This is a genomic window from Caulobacter sp. GW821-FHT12A07, from assembly GCF_058807655.1.
Genome location: NZ_JBXAQX010000006.1, coordinates 92036 through 112781, shown reverse-complemented (window position 1 = coordinate 112781; position 20746 = coordinate 92036). Strand labels below are relative to the sequence as shown.

The following is a 20746-nucleotide window of genomic DNA, read 5'->3' as shown; positions in this document are numbered from 1 at the left end:
CTGGAAGAGCTGTAGGGACGAGTAGGTCTAAATTTCAGGCTCTTGAACCATTCGCACGCGCAAGCGCCGGGCCCGTTCCTTGAACGCCGCCTCGCCGCCTTCGAGAATCTCGCAAACCCGCTGCCTGATGTTTTGGTTCTCCAACCCGCCACACGTGTAGGTGATTTCTGGCAGCGCACCGGCGCGGTGCTGACCACAGGTGGCGACCACGACCTGGTCGGCATCCGTGTTCACGACCAAGTTGGCATTGTGCGTCACGATGACGACCTGCCGCCGAATCTTGGCGTTGCGGAACCTGGGCACGAGTTCGTCGAAAATCGACTTCGGGTCGAGGTTCTCCTCCGGCTGATCGATGATCAGCGGGCGGAGGTCTTCCCGATCGACCGCAAGGTACAGCAACAGCAGGACGATGCCGCGTGTGCCCGGCGACAATTGCTCGATGTCGACGCCGTCATACTGAACACCGTAGGACACCTCGATGTGCTCAACGCTGTAGAGCCAGCGGGTAATAGCCGCAGCCCAGCGCCGGAAGGCCGCTTTATCAGTCCGTTCGACATTGGCTTGGTCGAGGAAGTCTTGACGGTGCCTTTGAAAAAAGGCGCCCATAGCGTCGCCGGCTTCGTCGACGCTCCCCGTTTCCCAAACCGACTTCAGGGTTTCCATAGCCCGCGTCGCCAAGGTCCCTCGGCCACGGAAGGCGCCGGCCTTGCGGACATCGAGCAGCTCCTCGCCGGCGTCAGCCCAAGCCTGCACATCTGCGGTGCGCCGCACGGAAAACGACAATCTTCCGAGCGCGCCGAGTTCTTCCTCCAATCGAATTTTGAGAGGGGCGTAGAGCGCTTCCAGCTGCTGCTGTTCTTCAACCAACGCCGCGATGACGCCCTTGTAGGCCGTGATCCGATCCGCCTGCAGCTTGCTGATGCGCGCTTTGGCGCCCTCGGCAATCGCGATCTCGCGCTCCAGCTTCGCGGCCGCCGTCTCATCGGCGACAATCCGTTGCGTGAGCTGGTCATATCGCTTGGCGCGATCCCGATCGACGCCGACCAGTTGTTGAACCCTCGCCAGTTCGGCTTGAAGAACAGATAAGGATAGTTGGGACAAATCTGCGCCGTCGGCCAGCTGAGGGCCGGAGCCGACCGCGGGCGTTCCTCTCACCTGGGCGACAGCCGTCTCGACTTCAGCCAGGGCCGACTGTGTGGCGCCGTCGACGTCGCCGACATAGTTGAGCTTGAAAAAGTCCCAGGTAGCGTCTGACAGGCCCGCCTCGGCGTATTTCCCGCGCAACTGGCGCAGCTGCGCGTCCGCGGTGCTTTTTCGGAAAGCGGCGACCTCCTCAGCGAGAGCCAGAACCGCTTGTTTTCGTCGCTCAAGTCCCTCTAGCACCTGCGATTTGGATTCAACCGCGCGCGATACTGCGTCTAATGCCGCCGCCCGCGCTTCGTCTCCCTGGGGGATGAGAGCGGCGCGATCGACTTTGAGCTTCGCAGCGTTCGTCACCAGAGATTCACGCTGGAGCTGCAGGCCTTGCAGGCTAGCCTCGCGCTCCCGTTCCTGCTCGATCTCGACAGAAACGGATCCTAGCGCTTCAACTTCGCGCGCATGTGCGGCGCGGGCGCGTGACGCCTTCAGGTCCAAAAGTTCTTTGAAGTCGCTCGCGCCTAGGCGAGCGTCCTGACCATGCGCTTGGTAGATCACCCGGTGGATCTCGGACATGAGTTCGGTGGTGACCCCGTCGGAGGCGCAGAGCCGATCGACGAATTGTTGGGAGAGATACTGGACGCGGGGACGATCCAGGAAATCCTCGAGCTCTAGGGAGGTCAGGCCGTTCTCGGTCGTCTCGCCGTTGCGCCAAGTCAGCGCGACAGCCTCATTGCTCAGCGCCGGCTTTGCGCGGCTTAGGAAGGAGCGCTCATTGACCTGGGCGGAAGCGGAGAACGCGCCTGCCGCGATCAGATCAGCCAACGCCGTCTTGCCAGAGCCGCGCGCACCGATCACGCAAACCAGACCGCTGTTGAGAGGCACCCTTGGATTGGGTAGCCAGTCCGCGTCAGAGACGCTCACTTCAGCAATGACCTGGGAAGCCAAGCCTTCCTCAGGCGGAGCGGGGCCTATTGCAACGCGGACTTCAGGCTCGAGCGCCGCTTGACGCAGGCTCTCAAACACCGCGTCACCTTTGATCCAGCACCGTCGGTCGAGGTCGGGGTTTAGAACCTTCGTCAGACCGTGCGCGTCGCTTCCGTGCAGACAGGGCTTTCGGCCGTTGTATCGGGCTTCCAAGTGCTCACGCGTTACGCCGCCCTGCCCAAGCCAGAAGGCTCGCTGACTGGGTGTCGAGGCGAAAACGATGTGCGCGAAAGATTCGATCTCGGCCCGCTGAGTGTCCAGCGCCGGGTCACCGCCCAGGCCAGCCGTTCCGTCTCGGTTGCTGCCGGCGACGGCGACGAGCACGTTCTCCTGCACCCACGTGTTCTGACGCCAGGCCGTGCGCAGCTGTTTGAAGTCGACCTTGAACTGGTTCGCGCCCTCGGCAAGGAGCGCGGCCGTGTCCGTCTGTAGGGGCTTGTAGCGACTTCCAAGGCGTCGCAGGTCGTCTGGGTCACAGTGAAAGGTTGTCTCGAACGCCTCGAAAGTCAGCCCCTTGAGGAACTGATTGATTTTAGCGACATGGGCAGGGTCCTCGGGCGACACCAGCAGGTGGAGATTTATCGCGGGTCCCTTCTGCGTGCTGATGTTCAGCCGCAGTTCGATGTTCGGGAAGACCAGCGCCACACTCGGCAGCCGGCCTGCCGCGCGGTTGAGAAACTCTTCGTATGTCCAGGCGCCGAAATAGTCGGTCACGCCGAGCGCCTGCACAGGTGGATCGGCGGTCTCTATGAGAGTGAGATAGGCCTCCCAGCCGGTATCCCCAGCGGGATATTGATCGTTGAACAGCGTGCCAGGAGGATGGATGTGCGGCTCCCACCGCCGCCATACCGATCCGCGCGGATCCGCCGTCCCTGCTCGATAGCTAACCACGGCCGCCCCGCCCGCGCTTACAACCAAGCCTAGATTAGGCCAATGATCTCGCGCCTATTGCAAGGTGGGAGGGCCGCCCCCTAGCGGGAACCAAGGTGGCTGTAGAGGTTCGCTTAGCGCCGGAGGACGACTGTGACGTCGCCTTTCTTGTGCGCTTGGAACGCACAGGTTATCGTCTTGGCAGGCTCTCGGTAGGAGCCCGCCGCCCGTCAGCGCGAAGCCTCACCTGGCACTACTCAGACTAATTCCTGACCCTGTTCGTTTTGTTCAGGCTCTCGGGCGGTGGACGGGCGACGCTTCGGCACGGGCCAGGAGCACAACGATGACCGGTCTTCAGACCTCCACGTCCACCCCCACCACCCTCGACGGCATCAAGCGGCTGGCCAAGCGCATCCGCGCTCAGCAGGGCCTGCAGCACGCTCGCGCCCTCGACCAGGCCGCCGTCCAGTCCGGTTTCAACAACTGGATCGACGCCACGCGCCGCCTCCCGGTCCGTCCGCCGTCGGCGGGTCCGCGCAAGCCGAATGTCCGGCCCGGCTACGCGGTGCGGATCACGATCGGCTGGCGCGACCGTGAAGCGCGACAGGCGGGCGTTGAGTCCCTCAGCGTGCGCCTGAGCCGCCCGCTGCTGGAGGTCGTCAGTCCGGCCCAGATGCGCATCGCCGACCGGCTGGGCCACCTGCGCGTCATCGGCGACAATCACCTGGCCGCCCGCGATCTGGACCACTCGCAACAGTCCGCGCGCTGGGCCATCTGCCAGGCGCTGCGCACCCTGCAGTTCATCGACGTCACGGGCCTGCGCCCCTCCACCAGCCGCTATCGCGCTTATCCCAACGGCGCCTATCGCGCCGAGGCGCCGGGCGTGGATCACCCCACCACCTGGTACGATCCGAAGGCCAAGGCCCATCTGATCGCCGACGAGCCCTACCCGATGTCGGACAGCAGGCTGCAGGAGCGGGCGGCGTGGGCCGACGAGCACGGTTTCATCATCGCCAAGGCTGATCGGTGGGGGATGTACCGGCCGGACGGCGGTGTCGAGTTCTACCTGATCACCGACGGGCGCAAGGGTTACGACCCGTCGCCGCTGATCGCCGCGGTTAACGCCCTGGGCGCGCCGATCAGCGAGGCGCCGTGGTCTGGTACGTCCACGGCCTTCGACGCCGCCCGGCTTCAGCCGCAACGCAGCGCCTAATTTACCCCTCCCGCCAAGCGGCGAGGTTTCCGGATGGCGCCGTCGCCGGCCTAGCCTACGGCGGCGTCTTCTTGGGCGGCGGCGGTGACGATCGTCTCCACCGACTTGATCAGGGCCAGTAGTTCCTCGCCCTGGAATTCCGACCAGGCCAGGGAAACCGCCAGACTCTGTTGCTCGAAGTCCAGGGTCTGCGCGACCGCCGGGGTCAGGAGTTCGCGGCTATAGAGGGTCGAGTGCTGCTGGCCCATGGGCCTGACCAGCCCCTTGAAGGTCTCCGGGTGATCGGCGGCGGCCTGATAGATCCGCCGACGCAAATCCGCCTCCAGCGGACCCAGCACCAGGGTGACATGCACCCGGCCGGTGGTCGGGTTGACCTTGATCTCGAACATCAGGCCCCGTCCAGTGCGCGTCCAGAGCGACCGGCTGCATTGCGCCCCGGGAAGGTCGCTATCCCATCGGGCCGGCAGGAAGCGGAAGATGGTCATAGATGAGCGATCTTCGACCAGGCCCTCGACGCCTAGAACGCGTGATTTCAGGACGTCGAGCAGACCTTGCGGCGCGGGGCGGACCTCGAAAACGAAGTCGAAGGCCTCGCGATGGCGCTCGTAGAGTTTGAGCGCGAGGGACTTGAGTTCTTCGTCGGGCACGACGTGTCTCCGCAGCATTTCGACGTAGTGGGACAGGATCATCCGAGGCTCGACAGCGACGCTGTCGTGGCGCGAAAGATCGTCCAGGATCTCGGCCAGCCTCCGATAGCTGAAGGGCACGTAGCCCTCGCAGTCAGGCTCGACGCCATCAGGGGTCAAGAAGATCAAGAGGTGTTTTCGGGTTGGAAAGCGGCGCTGGAGGGTCTCCTTGTAGCGCTGCAACTGCCCCTCGCCGGCGCCTGCGCCGACCTTGTTCTCGATCAGCACCATCAGGTTCAGCGAGCCGATCTCGATTAACAGGTCGATATTCTCGCGCTCGCGATGAACGACCGCATCGTCGAGATCGGCAAGCGCCAGTTCCAAGGGGCGGATCGGCCGCAGCTCGGGCGGCGTCGCCTCCAGGATCGCGCGAAGCGTCTTTTCAAGCGCTAGAGGGCCAAGGCCATGAGCCCTCGCCGGCGTGAACAGGTAGCCGAGGAAGTTGGAGTGGCGCAGTTCGGCGCGAACGCCGCCCATGGCCTCGAAGAGATTGAACCGCCCGAGCAGGGCGTCGAGGCGATGAAACCCATCATCGTCGACCAACTGGTTGAGGGCGTTTTCGATTCCGTGGAGATCAGGATCAGGCAGGGCGCGTCTCCCAAGCTTGGCCAGGCAGAGCTTAGCGGCTGCGCGGTTGCGGCTCTAGCCGCGGTCGAACCGCACCTTCTCCTCACCGTTTAATGAGGCCACGAAGCCCGCCGAGCGCCAAGCCGCCGTCTGCACGCCGGGCGCGGCGTGCGCGTCTGCGGTCGACCACCACTGCGGGCGCTGGGCGCGCTTGGGAAGCATGGCCCCGATCAGCCGCTCAATCTCGGTAAAGGTCAGCTCGACATGGCTCGTCTTCTGGCGGGCGAGGTAACGTCTGAGCGGTTCGTACTTGGCCATCGGCGCACCTTGCGCACCGAGACCCCGTCCGCAAGGCCGATTGGCCCGCGGCGTCATCTGGCCGCAGGCGGCCAGTTTTAGGTCACGAGGATGAAGGCCAGGGCGATCAGGAAGGCCATCGCGCCGGCGAGGCTCAGGGCCACGGGCCAAGAGAGGCTCACCCCGAACCGGTCGGCGTGGATCCGACGCTTGCGCGCGGCCTCGGCGGAGGCGAGCTGGTCGCTCGTCGACCGGACCGTCGTGGCGCTTTGGTCGAGCCTGGCTTGCAGGTCCTCGGCGCGCTGGCGGGCCTGGTTGAGGGTCTCGCGATCCTGGCGTCGGCTGTTGGCGCGGACGACGCCGCGCGCGATCGCAAGGCCCAGGACAGACGGCGTGGCGAAGCAGTCATCGGCATGCTTATCGATCAGGAACACGTCGTCGCCATGCCCTTGGGCGCTGTAGAAGGGTCGACCAAGACCGATCAGCGCTTCGGTAAGACGCGGGGAATTTGCGGTCAGCTCCAATCCCGCGCCGCCGCCGCGCGCCAGGGCCACGGCCTCGGCGCCGTCGGCCACGGCTTGCCGCGCGGCTTCGACCATCGCGGCCTCATCATCGAACCGGGCCCGCACGATCCTGGGGCGCTGAACCAGGCCCGCTTCGGTAAAGGCCTGCTGGATGTCGGCTTCAGCCTTGCCCGACACCAGGATCGTCAGGCGATCAGGCAGATAGGTGTCCAGGAAGTCTTCCAGCGGCAGCCGATCGGCCCGTGCGGTCAACTGGACCACCTGACGGTCCGCGCCGCCGGGCGACCAGGTTCCGGCCTTTTCGCCGATCAAGGTGACCTCGAAGGCGCCGTTCCACCGATCCCGTCCAGCCGCCTTGGGCGGCTTGATCTCCAGGCAGGCCGACAGGATTACCGCTTCGCCCTCCTGGGGCGCGTTCAGGGGATCGGCTTTGAAGCGGATCGAGGCCGCCCCCAACTGCAAGGTTCCATAGACGTGGCGTGGCGCGCCGGTCGCTGGCCAAGCGCGGACGTCACGCGCGAACCCCTTGATCAGGAAGACGCCGGCCTGACCCACGACCTGCACCGTGGCCGAGAGGATCTCGGGGGTGAGAACGGCCTGGGTCGCCGTCGGGAACTGGTTGGTCATCTCGTTCATGGACGCGCACTCCGCCACAGCACTCTACCTTAGCGATGACTACGCTTGGATGCGCGGGCGTAACCGAAGCGTGTTCGGACTTGGTTGGAATGGCGTTCACCTCGCCATGTCGTCCTTCCTGACGCGCCAGGCCATCGAAATCCCTGGGCCGAGAAACTCCCTTTTTTGCAGGGCGGCCGCTTGCCGCGGCCGCGGGCTTGGGGGCGCTGCCCCCTGGCGCACTTCGCATCGGTTTCCGCCCAGCTTCGCGGGCGCGAGGGCGGCGAAAGGCGCGAGGACGGCGACGGCTGCAGCCGGGTCCCCGCGAAACCGCCGCTCCGTTTGCACCCCCCGGTCTCGCCGACGGGCAGGGGTCAGGCGCAACCCGCGCCTGACCCCACCCTCAACGGGAGACCTGTCATGTCCGTGTCCAGTCAAACCGCCCAAGACGCCGCCGACGGCGTGATCGCCGCCAAGTACTTCGTGCTCACCGACACCGGCGCCGTCCGCTCCGGCGAAGAGCGCGTCTATCCGCTCAACAAGCTCAAGGCCTCGCCCGACAACGTCCGCAAAGGCGGCCATCGCCCCGAGGTCGTCGAGGCGCGGGCCGCTTCGATCCTGGCCAAGGGGATCATCCAGCCGCCCGTCGTCAAACCCGAGCGCCGCGCCGACGGCTCCGAGACGGGCTACGCCCTGGTCACGGCCGGGGAAGGTCGGCGTCTGGCGCTGCGCCTGCTGGCCAAGCGCAAGCTGATCCCGCGCGGCGCGCTCGTGCGCTGTCTGGTGGACGAGGCCAATGACGCGGTGGAGGTCAGCCTCGACGAAAATATTTCCCGCGAGCCGCTGCCGCCCGCCGACGAGTTCGAGGCGTTCCGCGATCTGGCCGAGCGCAAGGGCTGGGGCGCCGAGGCCATCGCCGCGCGCTATGGCGTCACCGCCGCCGTCGTGCGCCAGCGCCTGCGACTGGCGGCGGTGGACCCCTCGCTGATCGCGCGTCACCGTGAGGGCGAGCTGACCCTCGACCAGCTGATGGCCTTCGCCGTCTCCGAGGACCACGCGCGCCAGCTCCAGGTCTTCGAGACCTACGCCCAAGCCCACCCGTCCGCCATTCGCCGGGCCATGACAGAGAAGACGGTGCAGGCCGACGACCGCCGCGTGCGCTTCATCGGCGTCGAGGCCTATGTCGCGGCGGGCGGGGCCGTCATCCGTGACCTCTTCACCGAGGATCGCGGCGGCTACCTGTCGGACGTGGCTCTGATCGACGAACTGGTCGCCGCCAAGCTTTCGGACATCGCCCAGGACGTCCAGACGGCCGAGGGCTGGAAATGGGCGCAATGGCGACTGGACTATCCGCACGGGCACGGGCTGCGCCGGGTGTGGCCCAAGCCCGTGCCGGTCAGCCAGGAGGAGCAGGCCCAGCGCGACGCCTACAACGCCCTCTGCGAGGAATGGGGCGGCGTCGAGGACCTCCCGCCGGAGATCGAGGCCCGTCTGTCGGCGCTGGAGGCTCAGCTGGAAGAGCCCGCCGAGGCCTTCGCCGCGCAAGACCTCGCCCGAGCCGGTGTCTGGGTGATCCTCGGCTATGACGGCGAGCCGCGTATCGAGCGTGGCCTCGTCCTGCCCGAGGACGAGGTTGTCGCCACCGCGCCGGACGAGGAGGACGATGAAGCGGACGGCGAGGCGCAAGGCGATGACGCCGACGACGAGCCCGCACCGGCGAGCGAGGAGCCCGAGGGCGATGCGCGCGCGCCCCTGTCGGCCAAGCTCATCGCCGACCTGACCGCCCACCGTTCCGCCGGGCTGCGGCTTGCGCTGGCCAATGATCCGGACTTGGCGCTCCTCGCCCTGACCCACGTCCTGGCGCTCTGCACGTTCCAGGGCGTGGGCCGCGCTTCATGCCTGACGATCCAGGCGACCTCCACCTTCCTGCCCGAGCATGGCGAGGGGGTGAAGACCAGCCCCGCCCATGAGGCCCTGGAAACGCGGTTTGGCCAATGGGCGCGCCAAGTCCCGGAGGACCCGGCTGCGATGTGGGACTTCATCGTCGGCCTCGACGCCGACAGTCGCGCCAGCCTGCTGGCCTTCTGCGTGGGGCGCACGGTCGATGCGGTCAAGGCTTTCGGCGGGCGCGGCGCGGCCCTGGCCCATGCCGAAGTCCTGGCCACGGCGGCGAGCCTCGACATGACAGCCTTCTGGCAGCCGACCGCCGAGCGCTACCTGTCTCGGGTCACCAAGGCACATGTGCTGGCGGCGACGAGCGAGGCGGTCTCGCCCGACACCGCCCAGCGTCTGTCGGGCCTGAAGAAGGTCGATCTGGTGGCGGCGGCCGAGCCCGATCTGGTCAAGGCCCGCTGGCTTCCGACGTTGCTGCGGACCAGGGCCGCACCGGAGCCTCAGCAAGCCGACGAGGCGGTCGCGGCGCAGGCCGGGGATCAGGGCCAGCCTGAGGTCTCGCCCGAGGCGTCGGAAGCCCCTGATCTCGTGGCGGCCGAATAGGCAGGTCCGGCGGGTCGCTCTTCGGGCGGCCCGCCTTAGCTTGGCGCGGCGGCCTTCTGGCGTCTTGCGAGAAGGGCCATCCCGCCGGGTGGCGAGCATCGCTAGGAGGGGGCGGGCCTGCGGCGCGTCATCCGCCTGAAGTTCGACCTCGGGGCCGGCCTCGGCGCGACGACGCTTGGTCGGACGGGTCCAGACCAGATCAAAGCCGTGGTCGACCGGGAGACGCCGAGCCTTCGCCAGCACCAGGAGGCCGGTGTCGTCGAGGCTGACCGACAGGAAGTCGACGCCCTTGCCGGACGTGTACTTCCAGGCCGAGCCGATGGCGTCGCCTTGGCCCTGACCCATTAGGCGGGCTGCGACTTGGCCGGATCGCCGCCGATGATCCCGAACACGGCGTTGCGCACGGTGATCGGCAAGGGCGTGGCGAAGACCGGTTGGAGTGTCGGCCGGGCCCTGCCTTCCCGATGCGCGCCCTGGAGCGCCTTTGCTGGAGCGCGCCGCGTCCCTTGCGGCCTCTCCTGGCTGCAAACGGACCGGGGCGGTGGCCGCCGTCAACCTTGGGCTCGGGTTTCTTCCCCGACGCTTGGGCCTTCGGCCGCGCGCGCCTTCCTCGCGAGGCAACAAACCCGCTCCCGGCGGTCCTGCGCTGGGCTTCGGGCTCGCTGACGCGACCTGCCGTCCTCCCCCGTCCCCGGTCTTCGCAAGCGCCATCGAGGCCGCGATAGGCGCGGCCCGAAACCAGCGAAAGGCAAGCTCCCATGGCTCGCATCGGTAAGTTCAAGGCCACGGCCGACGGTTTCACCGGCTCCATCCACACCCTGCAAATCCGCGTGTCGAACGTGGTGTTCAAGGCCATCGACGGCGATCCGGCCAAGTCGCAGCCCGTCTACCGGGTCTATGCCGAGGGCGCCGAGATCGGCTCGGCCTGGAAGTACACGTCCGGCAAGGGCGTCGACTTCCTGTCGGTCAGCCTCGACGACATCAGCTTCCCGGCGGCGGTCAACGCCCGCCTGTTCGCGGCCGAGGAGGGCTTCGATCTGGTCTGGACCCGTCCGACCAAGCGTCGCGGCGCCGACGCCGGCCCCGAGCTCGAGCCCGAGGCGGACGACGCGCCGCAGGCCTGACCCGCCAATCGCTCCCCGCCGCCCGGCGGGGAGCCCCTTCTCTCAAGACGCAAGGAGGCCGCCATGTCGCGCGCCGACAAGACCTCGCGCCCGAACGGCGCGATCCGCCAAGATCCCTATTCGGCCATCACCGATCAGATCCTCGCCGACCTTTCCCAGGGCGTGACCCCCTGGACCAAGCCCTGGACCGCCGGCCATGCCGCCGGACCCGTCTCCCGGCCGCTGCGCCACAGCTTGGAGCCCTATTCCGGCATCAACACCTTGGTGCTCTGGGGCGCGGCCCTCGAACGGGGCTACGGCGCGCCGATCTGGATGACCTTCAAGCAAGCCCTCGAACTGGGAGGCGCGGTGCGCAAGGGCGAGAGCGGAACCACCGTCGTCTACGCCAACCGCATCACGCGCCAGGAGACCAACGAGCAGGGCGAAGACGTCGAGCGCTCGATCCCCTTCCTGAAGGCCTACAGGGTCTTCAATGTCGAGCAGATCGACGGACTCCCAGAGCGCTTCCAGGCCGCGCCGCCGACCCTGCCGGAAAGCGAACGCATCGCCCGCGCCGACGCCTTCCTGGCGGCCACGCAGGCGCAGGTCACGCATGGCGGCGACCAGGCCTGCTACGACCTCATCGCCGACCGCATCCGCATCCCGGTGTTTGGCGCCTTCGCCACCTCGCACGACTACTACGCCACCCGGGCTCACGAGACGGTCCATTGGACTCGTCACTCCTCGCGTCTCGACCGTGATCTTGGTCGCAAGACCTTCGGCGACGAGGGCTATGCCCGCGAGGAACTGGTGGCCGAGCTGGGCGCTGCGTTCCTCTGCGCCGAACTGGGCGTGGACCTCAGGCCGCGCGCCGACCACGCGGCCTATATCGGTTCCTGGCTGAAGGTCCTGGAGGGCGACAAGCGGGCGATCTTCGGCGCCGCCGCGCACGCCCAGAAGGCGGTCGATTACCTCAAAGCCTTGGTCGGCTGACCGCAGGGCCGGCGGCCCGCGCCGCCGGCCTATTCGGCCGCGTCCAGATGTTCGGTGTCGGCGAAGGCGCGGATCAGGGAGAGGACCTGAAAACGCTGGCGAACGGGTAGCCCCGCCACCAGGAGCGCCAACTCGGGTCCTTCGCGTGTCGCCAGGAAGCGCCGCAGGGCTTGGCCGCGCTGGACTAAGACGGCCTCTTGGGCCGCATCGTGTTGCGCCTCGTCGGTCGGCGCCAAGCCCTCGAAGAACCAGGCGATCTCCAGCTTCAGGAGGCGGGCCAAGGCCAGGAGCACGGATGCTGAAATCCGGTTTGTCCCTCTTTCGTATTTCTGGACCTGCTGAAAGCTGATCCCCAAGGCGTCGGCGAGCACGCGCTGGGGCACATCGCGCATCTTGCGGCCCAGCCGCAAGCGGGCGCCGACATGCAGATCGATCGGGTGGTGCGTGGTGTCGGGCGTCAAGGAAGGCTCTCCGCGATCGCGAGGCGAATGGCTCGCGGGCGTCTGACGCACCAGCGTCGCTCTCCCCCTGGCGAAGCTTACATGAGAATGGACGATCGACCGGCGGCGCCGTCAAGCGATCCTGTCGCTTGGATGGGCGCGGCATGATCAGGCAAGCGGCGCCGGTCGCCGCCGATTTGGATATTCCGGCGGCATTGGGATCAGCATGCGGTGTTGGTGGCGAGCGGCCTTGTGAACTGGCGAGCCGACGCCTAGCTCTGGACCCGTGAGGCGATCTCGCCTCTGCCCTTCCTGGGCGTTTCCTCCCTAATGAACTGGCCCGGCGGCGACGCCGGGCCTTCTTTTTGATGACCATGCCGTCCCGGTAGATAAGGTGCGCGAACAGGCCAGGGGACAGGACAAAGAGGCTTATGGCGCGCGCGAAAATGCAGTCTGAACAGCACTTGATCGACGATGCCGGCGTCGACTTGCTGAAATCCAAGCTGCCCCGCCACTGGATCCTCCGGCCTTATCGCCCCGACTATGGCCTCGACTTCGCGTTGGAGGTCTTCAAGACGCGGGAGGCCGACGATGACGGTCCGGCCGGTGCGGAAACCCTTGGCGAGCATATTTTCATTCAGCTGAAGAGCGTGGCGAAGGGCGAAACCAAGCCTTTGGCGCTCTATAGCCGGACCAATGTCGAAAAGAGCGCCGAAGCGCTTACCGATGAGAAGGTGGCCGAGGTTGAGACCTATCGCTTCTCCCTGGAAACGACGGAACTCCTGACTGTTGAGCGCATGGGCGTCGCGGTTCCGGTGCTGCTCGTCATCGCCGATCTCGAGGCCCAACGCTGCAGCTTCGTCTGCCTGAACGACTACATCGACAAGATCCTGATCCCTCGGCACGCCGACTATCTCGACGCGGCCAGTCGCACAATCCACGTCCTCGCCAGCAACGAGATCGGCAGTGAAAAGGGCTTGGCCGCCCTTCGCTGGTACGCCAAGCGGGCAAAACTGATGGCCGCGTTTCAGCGCTTCACCTACCAGTTTTCTGAACTCGGATGGGCCGAAGACGGTGATTGGCGAGGCCTGGCCGAACTCTTCGCCCAGCGCATCGCTCGCTACGATTTCTGGACCGATACGGACATGTGCGGGATGATCGGCTATCTGGGCGCTGCGCTCACCCGCTTCATCGAAACGGGGCAGCCGGGCCTCATGAGCCGCGCGCTGGACAAACTGCCGGACGGCTTCGACCGCCAGGAGGTCGAAGCCTTTCTCACCAAGCAGGAGGTGTTCGAGCTCTGGCGCCAGCTGGCGCTCCTACCAAAACTCTATGAGGATTTATGGCGGGAATGGTTCTTGCCGACAGGCATGGGCCACCGCACCTCAGAACCGGATCACAAGGACCCTTCAGACGCCCCCACCTCGCCTACAGGATCTTCTTGAAGGCCATTCGGTTCAGGCGGGCGGCCCGGATTTTCTTGCGGATGAACTCGACGAGGTCGTCGCCGCGTTCCAGAAGCGCCACGATTTCCTCGACCGTCGAGAGCACGAGCATGCGGTGGTTCAGGAAGACCTCGGCGGCCTCGATGGCGCTCGGCGTGTAGTCCGAGCTGGAGATGAAGAGACCTGACACGCCTGAGCGGAGCATCAGGCGATTGAGGTGGGGCGCCAGCTCGGCGTGGCCGATCTTGTCGCTCCACCATTTCATCTCCACCAACAATAGCTCGTGGTCGATCTCGATGACGCCGTCGACCTGCTCAACGACGCCGCCCTCTCCCCCGGTCCGCCGGAAGTCCTCGGCGATCAGAATGCCATAGGCGGAAAACAGGGCGTTCAGCGCCGCTTCGAGCTGCTTTCCGCGCTTGTGCGGATCCGTGACCTGGAACAGCGCGAAAAGGCGCCGCTTGGCGTCGTCGATGGCGGTTTGGCGGCTCAACGCCTTCTGGCGCTCGGCGGCCAGCTGGCTTTCGCGTTCGGTCTTGGCTTGGTCGGCCGCTTCCTGCCGCGCCTGGCTCATGCGCGTGAAGCTGTCCTTCACGTTCACGATCTTTTGGATCTGCGCCACAAGGCCAGTTGCACGCAGCTGGTCGTTGGGCCAGCAGCCCGAGAAATCCTCGTACTCGACCACCCGTCGCAAAACCTGCCGACGGGTCGCCAGCGTTCGGTCGCCGCCTTCGTTGAGCGCCGTCAACAACTGCCGGGTCATTTCATACTTGTTCAGGCTAGCGCGGTCGGTCGAGAGCTGCTCATCGACCTCGACCGTCATCGAGGGTGTCATTCCCGCGCCACGAAAGAAGGTGATCAGGTCCTTCTTCGAGCGGCACAGAAGCGGGATCGTGTCGACGAGGAGGCTGAAAAGTTCGGGCGGATAATGATAGGCGTCGCCGTCGTTCATCGTTCGATCTGAATATCCCCACCGCGCGATCTTGCCGCCAGCCTGACCTTCAGATGGGTGTTTGGCAACGCTCCGTCCACCCGTTTCAAAAATCGCTCAACGCCAGGAATTGCGATCTTGCCGGCGGAATGCCCGCTGCGGCGGCGCGTGCGCGCACGCCATCTGGATCATCATAGACGCTGATCTTCCAGTGGACGCGCGAGAGGTCGATGCGATCGATGATCGCCTCAAAATATGGAGCGTCCACCGACATCAGCGAATGGCCCATCACGCGTATGTCCTCCACGGCCGACAAGGCGTCGAAGAACGCCACGTTGTCGGCGATGATCCGTGCGGTGGGCTTGAAGGTGCTATCGAAGTAGTCGTCCAGCAGACGGTAGCCGCCCGCCACCCTCACATCCGTGTCTTCGTCGATCCCGGGCGAGAAACGCTCTTCAGCTGGCCGCGCCCAGCCGTGACCCAGGACGAGTTCGCTGGTCGCGTCGACGCTTCGGCCATGAATGTGCAGGATGCGAGTCTCGGTCACGCCGTAGGTGCGTTGTAGGGTCGGCGTGTAGTTGAACGTCAGGAAGAGCGCGGTCGGGTCGATCGGCACGGGTCTGGCAACGGCTGAGGCAGGCGGGATGGGCAACGCCCGCACCCAGTCGGCAAAGTGCGCCCTTAGGGTTTTCGAGAGGCCTCTGACGGTTTGCTCGATCTCGTACTCATAGTCGTGATGGCCAGCGTCGCTCCAGTCGTCCGCCCCGTAGGACGCCAGGTAGACCGAATTGTCGTCCATGACCAAGTCGGCATCGAACTCGGCGAGCCGTGTCTCAAACTCACCCCAGAATTTGTCATCCAGAGAGAAATAGCGGTCGATCAGCCGGTACACGGCCCGGTCAACCCCTTCCACATAAGCTCCAAACTGCTTGTAGGCTGACGGTATCGCATGGTGAAGATCAAAGCCGTTGCCGATGATGTCGAGCTTCTTCGGTGCGGACATTGTCCTCGCCCATCTGGGTGGTGTCCGACCGAACTTGGCACGGGTAGGGCGGAGCGGCGAGATGGTCCGGCGTGAGGCAATCCCCCAGTGCCTCCATCAGGCGAGACCAGGCGACGGAGAGGCCGTGCGGCAAAGCGCACATTGACTCCGTCGCGGGATGGCTTGAGAACATTTCGGGAACAAGGAGATCGCCATGCCGCCCCCACGCGTTCGTAAGCGCGCGACGACGCACGCCCCTTTGCCGGAGCGGGTCATCCATAGGATGGTCGTCAAGCTAGTGCGCGTGCGCCAGTTTGGCGGCGAGGGTCACGGCAAGACCTTGATGTTCACCTTCGAGGGCGGAACCCGCCGGGCCCAGCGCAGCCGCAACAGCTTCATCGATCGGGAACGGGTTCCAGACTTCGAGGGCGAAGAGGCGTGGTTCGAGGTCGAGGAGGTCAGTGGTCGCCCCTGGCCCCACTGGCGCGCAGTTCGCCGCGTGGAGCCTCCCGGCGATGCCTGAGCTGAGCGATCGGCAGCGGCGCAAGATCGCCGAACTGGAGACCTGGTTTGCTTCGGCGCGTCTCGTCGAGGCCTTGGAGCGAAACTGGGAGATCCATTTTCGCTGCACCGTCTGCGGAGCGACAAAGACTTGGCGGCGCGACACCATGCTGGGACGCGCGCGAGGTCTGCTCGGCCTGACCATGGCCCAGATCCAGGCGCGCACGCCCTGTCCGCAGTGCGGCGCGCGGACGCCGGCCATGTGGATGTCGGGGGTGATCGATCCTGGTCCAGAAGCCGAACCGTTGCGCTGGGCGCTGATCAACGCGCTCTTGGACGCGGGCTTGAGGCCTTCCGACTATGGATACGGCTGGCGGCCGCCCGGATAGCGCGCGTGCGCGTGCGCATAAGCGATCAGGCGGCGGCGCCTACGCCAGTCCGCGCCAGCGCCTGTCTTTGCCCGATCGGTGTGTGAGACGTCTTGCGAGGGGCGGAGCATGCCGGTCATCGTCCTGACGCGAGACGGTCCGCCGACTTGGTCGAGCGCCTCGCGATCGCCCCGATGGGCGAGCGGCGACGTGATCTGGCGGTCCCCCACCCTAGGCTGGATCCGTCGCCGCGACCTCCTCAGAAAAGGATCCGCCATGACCACGATCGGCTACTTCCGGCGCGACGGCGAAGGTTTCGTCGGCCGGCTCAGCACCCTGCAACTGGACGCCACCGTGCGCCTGACGCCGGTGGAGAAGATTTCGGCGCGCGCGCCGGAGTTTCGCGCCTATGTCGGCGATGTCGAATGCGGCGCGGCCTGGCGGCCAAGCGACGCGGCCAGCGGCGCCATCCTCAATCTCAAGCTCGACGATCCGACCTGGGCCGAGCCGCTGGACGCGCGGCTGATGGCCGGTGAGGAGCCCTTTGCGCTCAGCTGGATCCGCAAGTCCGATGACAAGGCGCGCGAGGAGCCCCGCCCCCGCGCACCAGGCTGACCTCCAAGGGCGATGCCGCAGACGCATCGCCCGATGCCGTGCAGGAGCCATCCCTTCCCTGGTATTTTCCCCTAGGGTGACATCCCGGCCGGGAGTGGGAGGCCCGATGGACCACGGTGATCTTCGAGATACGCCGATCTGCGAGCCGCAGGTCACCGACTACGATCGCGTCCACCTGCTGGCCTATCTGCGCCTGTTGGACGCCGCCGCCGCCCATGCTGATTGGCGTGAGGCGGCGGCCGTGATCTTGGGTCTCGACGTCGAGGCCGATCCCGACCGCGCCCACCGGATCCATGACGCGCATCTGCGGCGCGCGCGCTGGATGGCGCAAACCGGCTATCGCGATCTGTTGGCCAGCGCCGGCCGTAAGTGATGCCGGCGTGGCATCACCTGTCCCCACGGCCGGGTCTACCCGCGTGCTCTGACCACGGAAGACCCTCACGAGGCTCAATCTCTGAGTGAGCCTTGCCGGAGTTGCTCATGTCGCCAGACGCGTCTCGGTGGCGATCCGCTGAAGCCTACGACTATCTGGACGATCTTTCAGCCGCCGATCTGGCCTGGGAATATCTTCGCCGGAACCCAGACTATCAGAAGGATTTCCAGACCGCGCCCGCCATCGGGGCGGCCGACTGGACGACGCGCTGGGGGTTGCGATTTCCCCGTCGATCCTTCGCTTGACGCTCATCACGCCCAGGTCCGCTGGCGCGCCGAAGACGACGCCGGCCTCATCCTGCTAGCCTCGTCGCCGACGGCCTCGGGCATGGTCCTGCCTCCACCCGATGGAGCGCCAGGCGAGGCCGGGTGGTCGCTCGGGTCAGGTCCGGGTCTTAGTCGTCTGCTCCTGTTGGCCGCCGACGCCGCCGCAACGCCGATGGCCGCGGTCCTACCTCTGGACGCCAGCCTGCCCAATCGCCTGGAAGCCTTGGCAGGGCTTTGGCGACAGCTGCAGGGCGGTATGCCACGACCCGATCCGCTCACCCGCCAGCGGCGCCTGCGGCTCAAGGCGATGCTTCGCACGCTGGACGGCCGACGCGGCGGGGCCGCCTACCGAGACATCGCGATCGCGCTCTATGGCAACACCCGTGTCTCGGCCGCCCCCTGGAAGTCCTCATCCCTGCGCGACGCCACCATGCGCCTGGCCCGTGACGGGGCGGCCCTGGTCGAAGGCGGTTATCGCGACCTGCTGATCTGACCCAGGGGGTGCGAAAATCGCACCGCCGTCTTCGCACTCCCCCGGCGCTGTCCGACCTCGCCAGCTTGCCCCAGTCCGCGCGGGGTCATCCCGGCCATCGCCACGAGACCAGGGAGTTCGACCATGTCCGCCACGCCCGCCAGCGGCGCGCCGCGTTTTGTTCGCACCCAGCAGGCGGCCGCCTATCTTGGCCTCTCGCACCGCACGCTCGAAAAGCATCGCACCTTCGGCACTGGCCCGGCCTACCGCAAACTGGGCGGGCGCGTGGTCTACGCCATCGAGGACCTCCAGGCCTGGGCCGATCGCGGCGCCAAGACCTCCACCACCGATCCGGGCGTCGGCGAGGTTTTGCCGGCCAAGCGCCACGCGGCGGTGTCGAATACGGGCCTGGTCTGAGCATGGGACGTCCGCCGAACTTCCCGATCCGCCCTCGCGAGCGCCTGGATCCCTTCATCGTCGTCAACGGCGACGCCACGCCCCGCGATCAACGCGACCTGATGGAGCGTCCGTTCTTCTCGCTATCGAAGTCGCGCCGGACGCGTCCGATCCTCTACCGCGCCGGCGCGATCGAGGTTCAGGTCTATGGCCTGCCCGAGCATGGCATGGCCACGATCTGGGATGCCGACGTGCTGATCTGGGCGGCCTCCCAGATCGTCGATGCGGAGAACCACGGCCTGCGCACGTCGCGTCGGCTGCAGTTCACCCCCTATCAGCTGCTGACGGGCGTGGGTCGGGCGACCGGCGCTACCGAGTATCGCCTGTTCAAGGCCGCCTTGCGCCGCCTGCAGTCCACGGTCGTGGCCACCACCATTCGTCAGGGCGAGCATTGGCGGCGTCAGCAATTTTCCTGGATCAACGAATGGGAAGAGCGCGCGACGCGCGACGGGCGCATCGAAGGCGTGGAGATCGTGCTACCGGACTGGTTCTATCGCGGCGTCGTCGATCGCTCCTTGGTCCTGACCATCGATCCGGCCTATTTCCGCCTGACGGGCGGCATTGAGCGCTGGCTCTATCGGGTGGCGCGCAAGCACGCCGGTCGCCAGGTTCAGGGCTGGGTCTTCGAGCTGTCCCACCTGCACCACAAGTCTGGCAGCCTCGCACGGCCGTCTGACTTCGCCCTCGATATCCGCCGGATCGTCGCCCGCCAGCCCTTGCCGGGCTACCAGCTCTTTCTGGACCGCGCGCACGGCCCCGAGCGCCTGCGCATCGTTCCGGCCGTGGTGGAAATCGCCCTGGGCGAGCCTGTGGACAGGGTCGTGAGATCAGGCGCGGCAAGGCACGTGACATCAGGCGCAGGCGGCTCGGGAGATCAGGCGCACGCCAAGCCTAAAGAGCCTTTCCAGGCAAGGGTTTGCGCCGCCCGTAACTTGGATTCTAACCCAGAGTCTAACTCTTACCCGGTCGAGGTCGCGCCGCGCGCCCAGAAGGGTGGTCGGCCATGATCGTCGCGCTTCTCAATCAGAAGGGCGGGGTGGGCAAGACCACGCTGGCGATCAATCTCGCCGGTTGCTGGGCGAGCCAGGGGCGCGGCGTGACCCTGCTCGACGCCGACCCGCAAGGCTCCGCCCTCGACTGGGCCCAGGCGCGGCAACAGGCCGGCCTGCCGCGCGCCTTCGGTGTCATCGGCCTACCCCGTGAGACCCTGCACCAGGAGGTTCCAGGCCTGGCCCGTCATGCGGATCACCTGATCATCGATGGTCCGCCCCGCGTGGCCCCCCTGATGCGCTCGGCTCTGCTGGCGGCCGATCTTGTCCTCGTGCCCGTCCAGCCCTCGCCGCTGGACGGCTGGGCGTCGGCCGAGATGCTGCGGCTCATCACCGAGGCCCGGCTCTATCGGCCGCAGCTGAAGGCCCGCTTCCTGATCAATCGTCGCCTGGCGCGAACTGTGATCGCGCGCGAGACGACGGCGGCTCTGGCGCGCGAGGAGCCCTTCGCCCTGGAGAAGGCCGTCGGCCAGCGGGTCGCTTTCGCTGAGGCCATGCAGAGCGGCCAGGTCGTCGGCGAACTGGATCCCGACGGCTTGGCCGCCCGCGACATCCGGGCCCTCGCCGCCGAGATCGAAGGGCTCGCGCCATGAGCGACAGATCCTTCGCCGCGCGACCCGCCGCCGCCGAAGCCTGGGTCAAGGCCGCCGACGCGCCAGAGCGCCCCTCCGCCTACAGCGCTCGCCTGACGATCGATGTCACGCCCGCCTGCCGCGCGCGGATCAAGATCGCCGCCTTCGGTCGGGGCCAGACGGTCGCCGAAATGGTCCGCGAACTCTTCGACCGCGAATTTCCGGACGCCGCGCCATGACCGCGCTGGCGATGACCGAGGTCGAGCTGATCTGGCGGCCGGCGCAAATCGAGCATTGGCTCAGGTTCGGCGCGGTCTGCGACGAGGTGCGTCATGACCGTCGCCGGCGCACGGTTCGACTTGCGGCCGGGGCGGTGTTCGCCGTCGTGCGCTGGTCGGGGGGCGACTACGGCACGACCAGCTCGGACCTCGATATCCTCCGGGCCGTCGCGCCGGGCCAGGCTTTCACCACCCGTCCGGGCGTTCGCCCCGGCGCGGAGGTCCTGGCCGCGTTCAGCGGCTGGACACGGGTGCAGCGAGGGCTCGCGGCGATCGATGCGGTAGAGGCCGCGGGGTTCGCGCCCGAACGCATCGCGCCAGCCTACTGGGGTCATGTTCAAAATCGGCTGCAATCTGGCCAGGCGCCCAGGGCCTATGATCGGGCGCGCCATCGCGCCTGGTTGCTGCGACTGCAGGCCTCGTGATGAGGCGGTGGGTGCTTGCCCTAGG

Annotated in this window: 23 protein-coding genes; 16 read left to right on the top strand and 7 right to left on the bottom strand. The window is 66.7% G+C overall.

Translation table 11 applies throughout. From position 1 onward, the window contains the following. Nucleotides 1-27 precede the first annotated feature (27 nt). Complete coding sequence (locus AC1RRS_RS14215) at nt 28-3015, bottom strand: TrlF family AAA-like ATPase (RefSeq protein WP_487290684.1); 2988 nt, start codon at nt 3013-3015, stop codon at nt 28-30. Nucleotides 3016-3337: 322 nt separating this feature from the next. Here AC1RRS_RS14215 and AC1RRS_RS14210 point away from each other — a divergent pair, with 322 nt between their 5' ends. Beyond that, nucleotides 3338-4207, top strand: a complete 870-nt coding sequence (locus AC1RRS_RS14210; RefSeq protein ID WP_492855725.1) for a hypothetical protein — start codon at nt 3338-3340, stop codon at nt 4205-4207. A 50-nt stretch (nt 4208-4257) separates the two neighbouring features. Here the strand turns inward: AC1RRS_RS14210 and AC1RRS_RS14205 are convergent, their stop codons facing one another. The 3 genes from AC1RRS_RS14205 to AC1RRS_RS14195 form a co-directional block, all read right to left on the bottom strand. After that, nucleotides 4258-5436 carry a PDDEXK-like family protein gene (locus AC1RRS_RS14205; protein WP_492855724.1) on the bottom strand — a complete coding sequence of 393 codons (1179 nt, stop codon included), beginning with the start codon at nt 5434-5436 and terminating at the stop codon, nt 4258-4260. 99 nt (nt 5437-5535) lie between these two features. After that, nucleotides 5536-5778, bottom strand: coding sequence for a DUF7662 domain-containing protein (locus AC1RRS_RS14200; protein WP_492855723.1), 243 nt, complete (start codon nt 5776-5778; stop codon nt 5536-5538). A gap of 77 nt (nt 5779-5855) precedes the next feature. Further along, a complete protein-coding gene (locus AC1RRS_RS14195; protein ID WP_492855722.1) occupies nt 5856-6917 on the bottom strand; it encodes an exodeoxyribonuclease VII large subunit in 1062 nt (353 codons plus the stop codon). A 399-nt stretch (nt 6918-7316) separates the two neighbouring features. Between AC1RRS_RS14195 and AC1RRS_RS14190 the strand changes: the two genes are divergently transcribed. The 3 genes from AC1RRS_RS14190 (at nt 7317) to AC1RRS_RS14180 (ending at nt 11488) form a co-directional block, all read left to right on the top strand. Next, nucleotides 7317-9392, top strand: coding sequence for a ParB/RepB/Spo0J family partition protein (locus AC1RRS_RS14190; RefSeq protein ID WP_487290689.1), 2076 nt, complete (start codon nt 7317-7319; stop codon nt 9390-9392). A 758-nt stretch (nt 9393-10150) separates the two neighbouring features. Continuing rightward, a complete protein-coding gene (locus AC1RRS_RS14185; protein WP_492855721.1) occupies nt 10151-10516 on the top strand; it encodes a DUF736 domain-containing protein in 366 nt (121 codons plus the stop codon). Nucleotides 10517-10579: 63 nt separating this feature from the next. Next, nucleotides 10580-11488, top strand: coding sequence for an ArdC family protein (locus tag AC1RRS_RS14180; RefSeq protein WP_492855720.1), 909 nt, complete (start codon nt 10580-10582; stop codon nt 11486-11488). 29 nt (nt 11489-11517) lie between these two features. On the opposite strand, the gene AC1RRS_RS14175 is transcribed toward AC1RRS_RS14180, so the two are convergent. Beyond that, a complete protein-coding gene (locus AC1RRS_RS14175) occupies nt 11518-11949 on the bottom strand; it encodes a helix-turn-helix domain-containing protein (RefSeq protein WP_492855718.1) in 432 nt (143 codons plus the stop codon). A gap of 443 nt (nt 11950-12392) precedes the next feature. Here AC1RRS_RS14175 and AC1RRS_RS14170 point away from each other — a divergent pair, with 443 nt between their 5' ends. Continuing rightward, the gene (locus tag AC1RRS_RS14170; RefSeq protein ID WP_492855717.1) at nt 12393-13373 is read left to right on the top strand and encodes a DUF4365 domain-containing protein; all 981 of its coding nucleotides are present in this window, start codon (nt 12393-12395) and stop codon (nt 13371-13373) included. On the opposite strand, the gene AC1RRS_RS14165 is transcribed toward AC1RRS_RS14170, so the two are convergent. After that, on the bottom strand, nt 13357-14325 hold the full coding sequence (locus AC1RRS_RS14165) for a restriction endonuclease (protein ID WP_492855716.1): 969 nt from the start codon (nt 14323-14325) through the stop codon (nt 13357-13359). The genes AC1RRS_RS14170 and AC1RRS_RS14165 overlap by 17 nt on opposite strands. 85 nt (nt 14326-14410) lie before the next feature. After that, entirely contained in the window at nt 14411-15307 is an 897-nt protein-coding gene (locus AC1RRS_RS14160; RefSeq protein ID WP_492855715.1) for a bacteriophage abortive infection AbiH family protein, read from the bottom strand. Nucleotides 15308-15569: 262 nt separating this feature from the next. Here AC1RRS_RS14160 and AC1RRS_RS14155 point away from each other — a divergent pair, with 262 nt between their 5' ends. From AC1RRS_RS14155 to AC1RRS_RS14105, 11 genes are all read left to right on the top strand, one after another. Then, nucleotides 15570-15809, top strand: coding sequence for a hypothetical protein (locus tag AC1RRS_RS14155; RefSeq protein ID WP_492855713.1), 240 nt, complete (start codon nt 15570-15572; stop codon nt 15807-15809). Beyond that, nucleotides 15802-16176 carry a hypothetical protein gene (locus AC1RRS_RS14150; RefSeq protein ID WP_492855712.1) on the top strand — a complete coding sequence of 125 codons (375 nt, stop codon included), beginning with the start codon at nt 15802-15804 and terminating at the stop codon, nt 16174-16176. The genes AC1RRS_RS14155 and AC1RRS_RS14150 overlap by 8 nt, the downstream gene beginning before the upstream one ends. A gap of 255 nt (nt 16177-16431) precedes the next feature. After that, a complete protein-coding gene (locus AC1RRS_RS14145) occupies nt 16432-16770 on the top strand; it encodes a DUF736 domain-containing protein (RefSeq protein ID WP_492855711.1) in 339 nt (112 codons plus the stop codon). A gap of 106 nt (nt 16771-16876) precedes the next feature. Next, the gene (locus tag AC1RRS_RS14140; RefSeq protein WP_492855709.1) at nt 16877-17143 is read left to right on the top strand and encodes a DNA -binding domain-containing protein; all 267 of its coding nucleotides are present in this window, start codon (nt 16877-16879) and stop codon (nt 17141-17143) included. A gap of 107 nt (nt 17144-17250) precedes the next feature. Further along, nucleotides 17251-17448 carry a transcriptional regulator domain-containing protein gene (locus AC1RRS_RS14135; protein WP_487290700.1) on the top strand — a complete coding sequence of 66 codons (198 nt, stop codon included), beginning with the start codon at nt 17251-17253 and terminating at the stop codon, nt 17446-17448. Between the two features lie 193 nt (nt 17449-17641). Next, nucleotides 17642-17962, top strand: coding sequence for a DUF2285 domain-containing protein (locus AC1RRS_RS14130; RefSeq protein ID WP_492855708.1), 321 nt, complete (start codon nt 17642-17644; stop codon nt 17960-17962). A gap of 123 nt (nt 17963-18085) precedes the next feature. After that, nucleotides 18086-18358, top strand: coding sequence for a helix-turn-helix transcriptional regulator (locus tag AC1RRS_RS14125; protein WP_492855706.1), 273 nt, complete (start codon nt 18086-18088; stop codon nt 18356-18358). Nucleotides 18359-18360: 2 nt separating this feature from the next. Next, nucleotides 18361-19404 (top strand): replication initiator protein A, encoded by a 1044-nt coding sequence (locus AC1RRS_RS14120; RefSeq protein WP_492855705.1) that lies wholly within the window; start codon nt 18361-18363, stop codon nt 19402-19404. Further along, nucleotides 19401-20039, top strand: a complete 639-nt coding sequence (gene parA, locus AC1RRS_RS14115) for a ParA family partition ATPase (RefSeq protein WP_492855704.1) — start codon at nt 19401-19403, stop codon at nt 20037-20039. The genes AC1RRS_RS14120 and parA overlap by 4 nt, the downstream gene beginning before the upstream one ends. Then, the gene (locus tag AC1RRS_RS14110) at nt 20036-20257 is read left to right on the top strand and encodes a hypothetical protein (RefSeq protein WP_487290705.1); all 222 of its coding nucleotides are present in this window, start codon (nt 20036-20038) and stop codon (nt 20255-20257) included. Before parA ends, AC1RRS_RS14110 begins: the two co-directional genes overlap by 4 nt. Further along, on the top strand, nt 20254-20721 hold the full coding sequence (locus tag AC1RRS_RS14105) for a DUF2840 domain-containing protein (protein WP_487290706.1): 468 nt from the start codon (nt 20254-20256) through the stop codon (nt 20719-20721). Before AC1RRS_RS14110 ends, AC1RRS_RS14105 begins: the two co-directional genes overlap by 4 nt. Nucleotides 20722-20746 lie beyond the last annotated feature (25 nt).

Coding starts and splice junctions, on each gene's coding strand:
- AC1RRS_RS14210 (WP_492855725.1), top strand. CDS start 3,338: ATGACCGGTCTTCAGACCTCCACGTCCACCCCCACCACCCTCGACGGC.
- AC1RRS_RS14200 (WP_492855723.1), bottom strand. CDS start 5,778: ATGGCCAAGTACGAACCGCTCAGACGTTACCTCGCCCGCCAGAAGACG.
- AC1RRS_RS14195 (WP_492855722.1), bottom strand. CDS start 6,917: ATGAACGAGATGACCAACCAGTTCCCGACGGCGACCCAGGCCGTTCTC.
- AC1RRS_RS14190 (WP_487290689.1), top strand. CDS start 7,317: ATGTCCGTGTCCAGTCAAACCGCCCAAGACGCCGCCGACGGCGTGATC.
- AC1RRS_RS14185 (WP_492855721.1), top strand. CDS start 10,151: ATGGCTCGCATCGGTAAGTTCAAGGCCACGGCCGACGGTTTCACCGGC.
- AC1RRS_RS14180 (WP_492855720.1), top strand. CDS start 10,580: ATGTCGCGCGCCGACAAGACCTCGCGCCCGAACGGCGCGATCCGCCAA.
- AC1RRS_RS14165 (WP_492855716.1), bottom strand. CDS start 14,325: ATGAACGACGGCGACGCCTATCATTATCCGCCCGAACTTTTCAGCCTC.
- AC1RRS_RS14160 (WP_492855715.1), bottom strand. CDS start 15,307: ATGTCCGCACCGAAGAAGCTCGACATCATCGGCAACGGCTTTGATCTT.
- AC1RRS_RS14155 (WP_492855713.1), top strand. CDS start 15,570: ATGGTCGTCAAGCTAGTGCGCGTGCGCCAGTTTGGCGGCGAGGGTCAC.
- AC1RRS_RS14150 (WP_492855712.1), top strand. CDS start 15,802: ATGCCTGAGCTGAGCGATCGGCAGCGGCGCAAGATCGCCGAACTGGAG.
- AC1RRS_RS14145 (WP_492855711.1), top strand. CDS start 16,432: ATGACCACGATCGGCTACTTCCGGCGCGACGGCGAAGGTTTCGTCGGC.
- AC1RRS_RS14140 (WP_492855709.1), top strand. CDS start 16,877: ATGGACCACGGTGATCTTCGAGATACGCCGATCTGCGAGCCGCAGGTC.
- AC1RRS_RS14135 (WP_487290700.1), top strand. CDS start 17,251: ATGTCGCCAGACGCGTCTCGGTGGCGATCCGCTGAAGCCTACGACTAT.
- AC1RRS_RS14130 (WP_492855708.1), top strand. CDS start 17,642: ATGGCCGCGGTCCTACCTCTGGACGCCAGCCTGCCCAATCGCCTGGAA.
- AC1RRS_RS14125 (WP_492855706.1), top strand. CDS start 18,086: ATGTCCGCCACGCCCGCCAGCGGCGCGCCGCGTTTTGTTCGCACCCAG.
- AC1RRS_RS14120 (WP_492855705.1), top strand. CDS start 18,361: ATGGGACGTCCGCCGAACTTCCCGATCCGCCCTCGCGAGCGCCTGGAT.
- parA (WP_492855704.1), top strand. CDS start 19,401: ATGATCGTCGCGCTTCTCAATCAGAAGGGCGGGGTGGGCAAGACCACG.
- AC1RRS_RS14110 (WP_487290705.1), top strand. CDS start 20,036: ATGAGCGACAGATCCTTCGCCGCGCGACCCGCCGCCGCCGAAGCCTGG.
- AC1RRS_RS14105 (WP_487290706.1), top strand. CDS start 20,254: ATGACCGCGCTGGCGATGACCGAGGTCGAGCTGATCTGGCGGCCGGCG.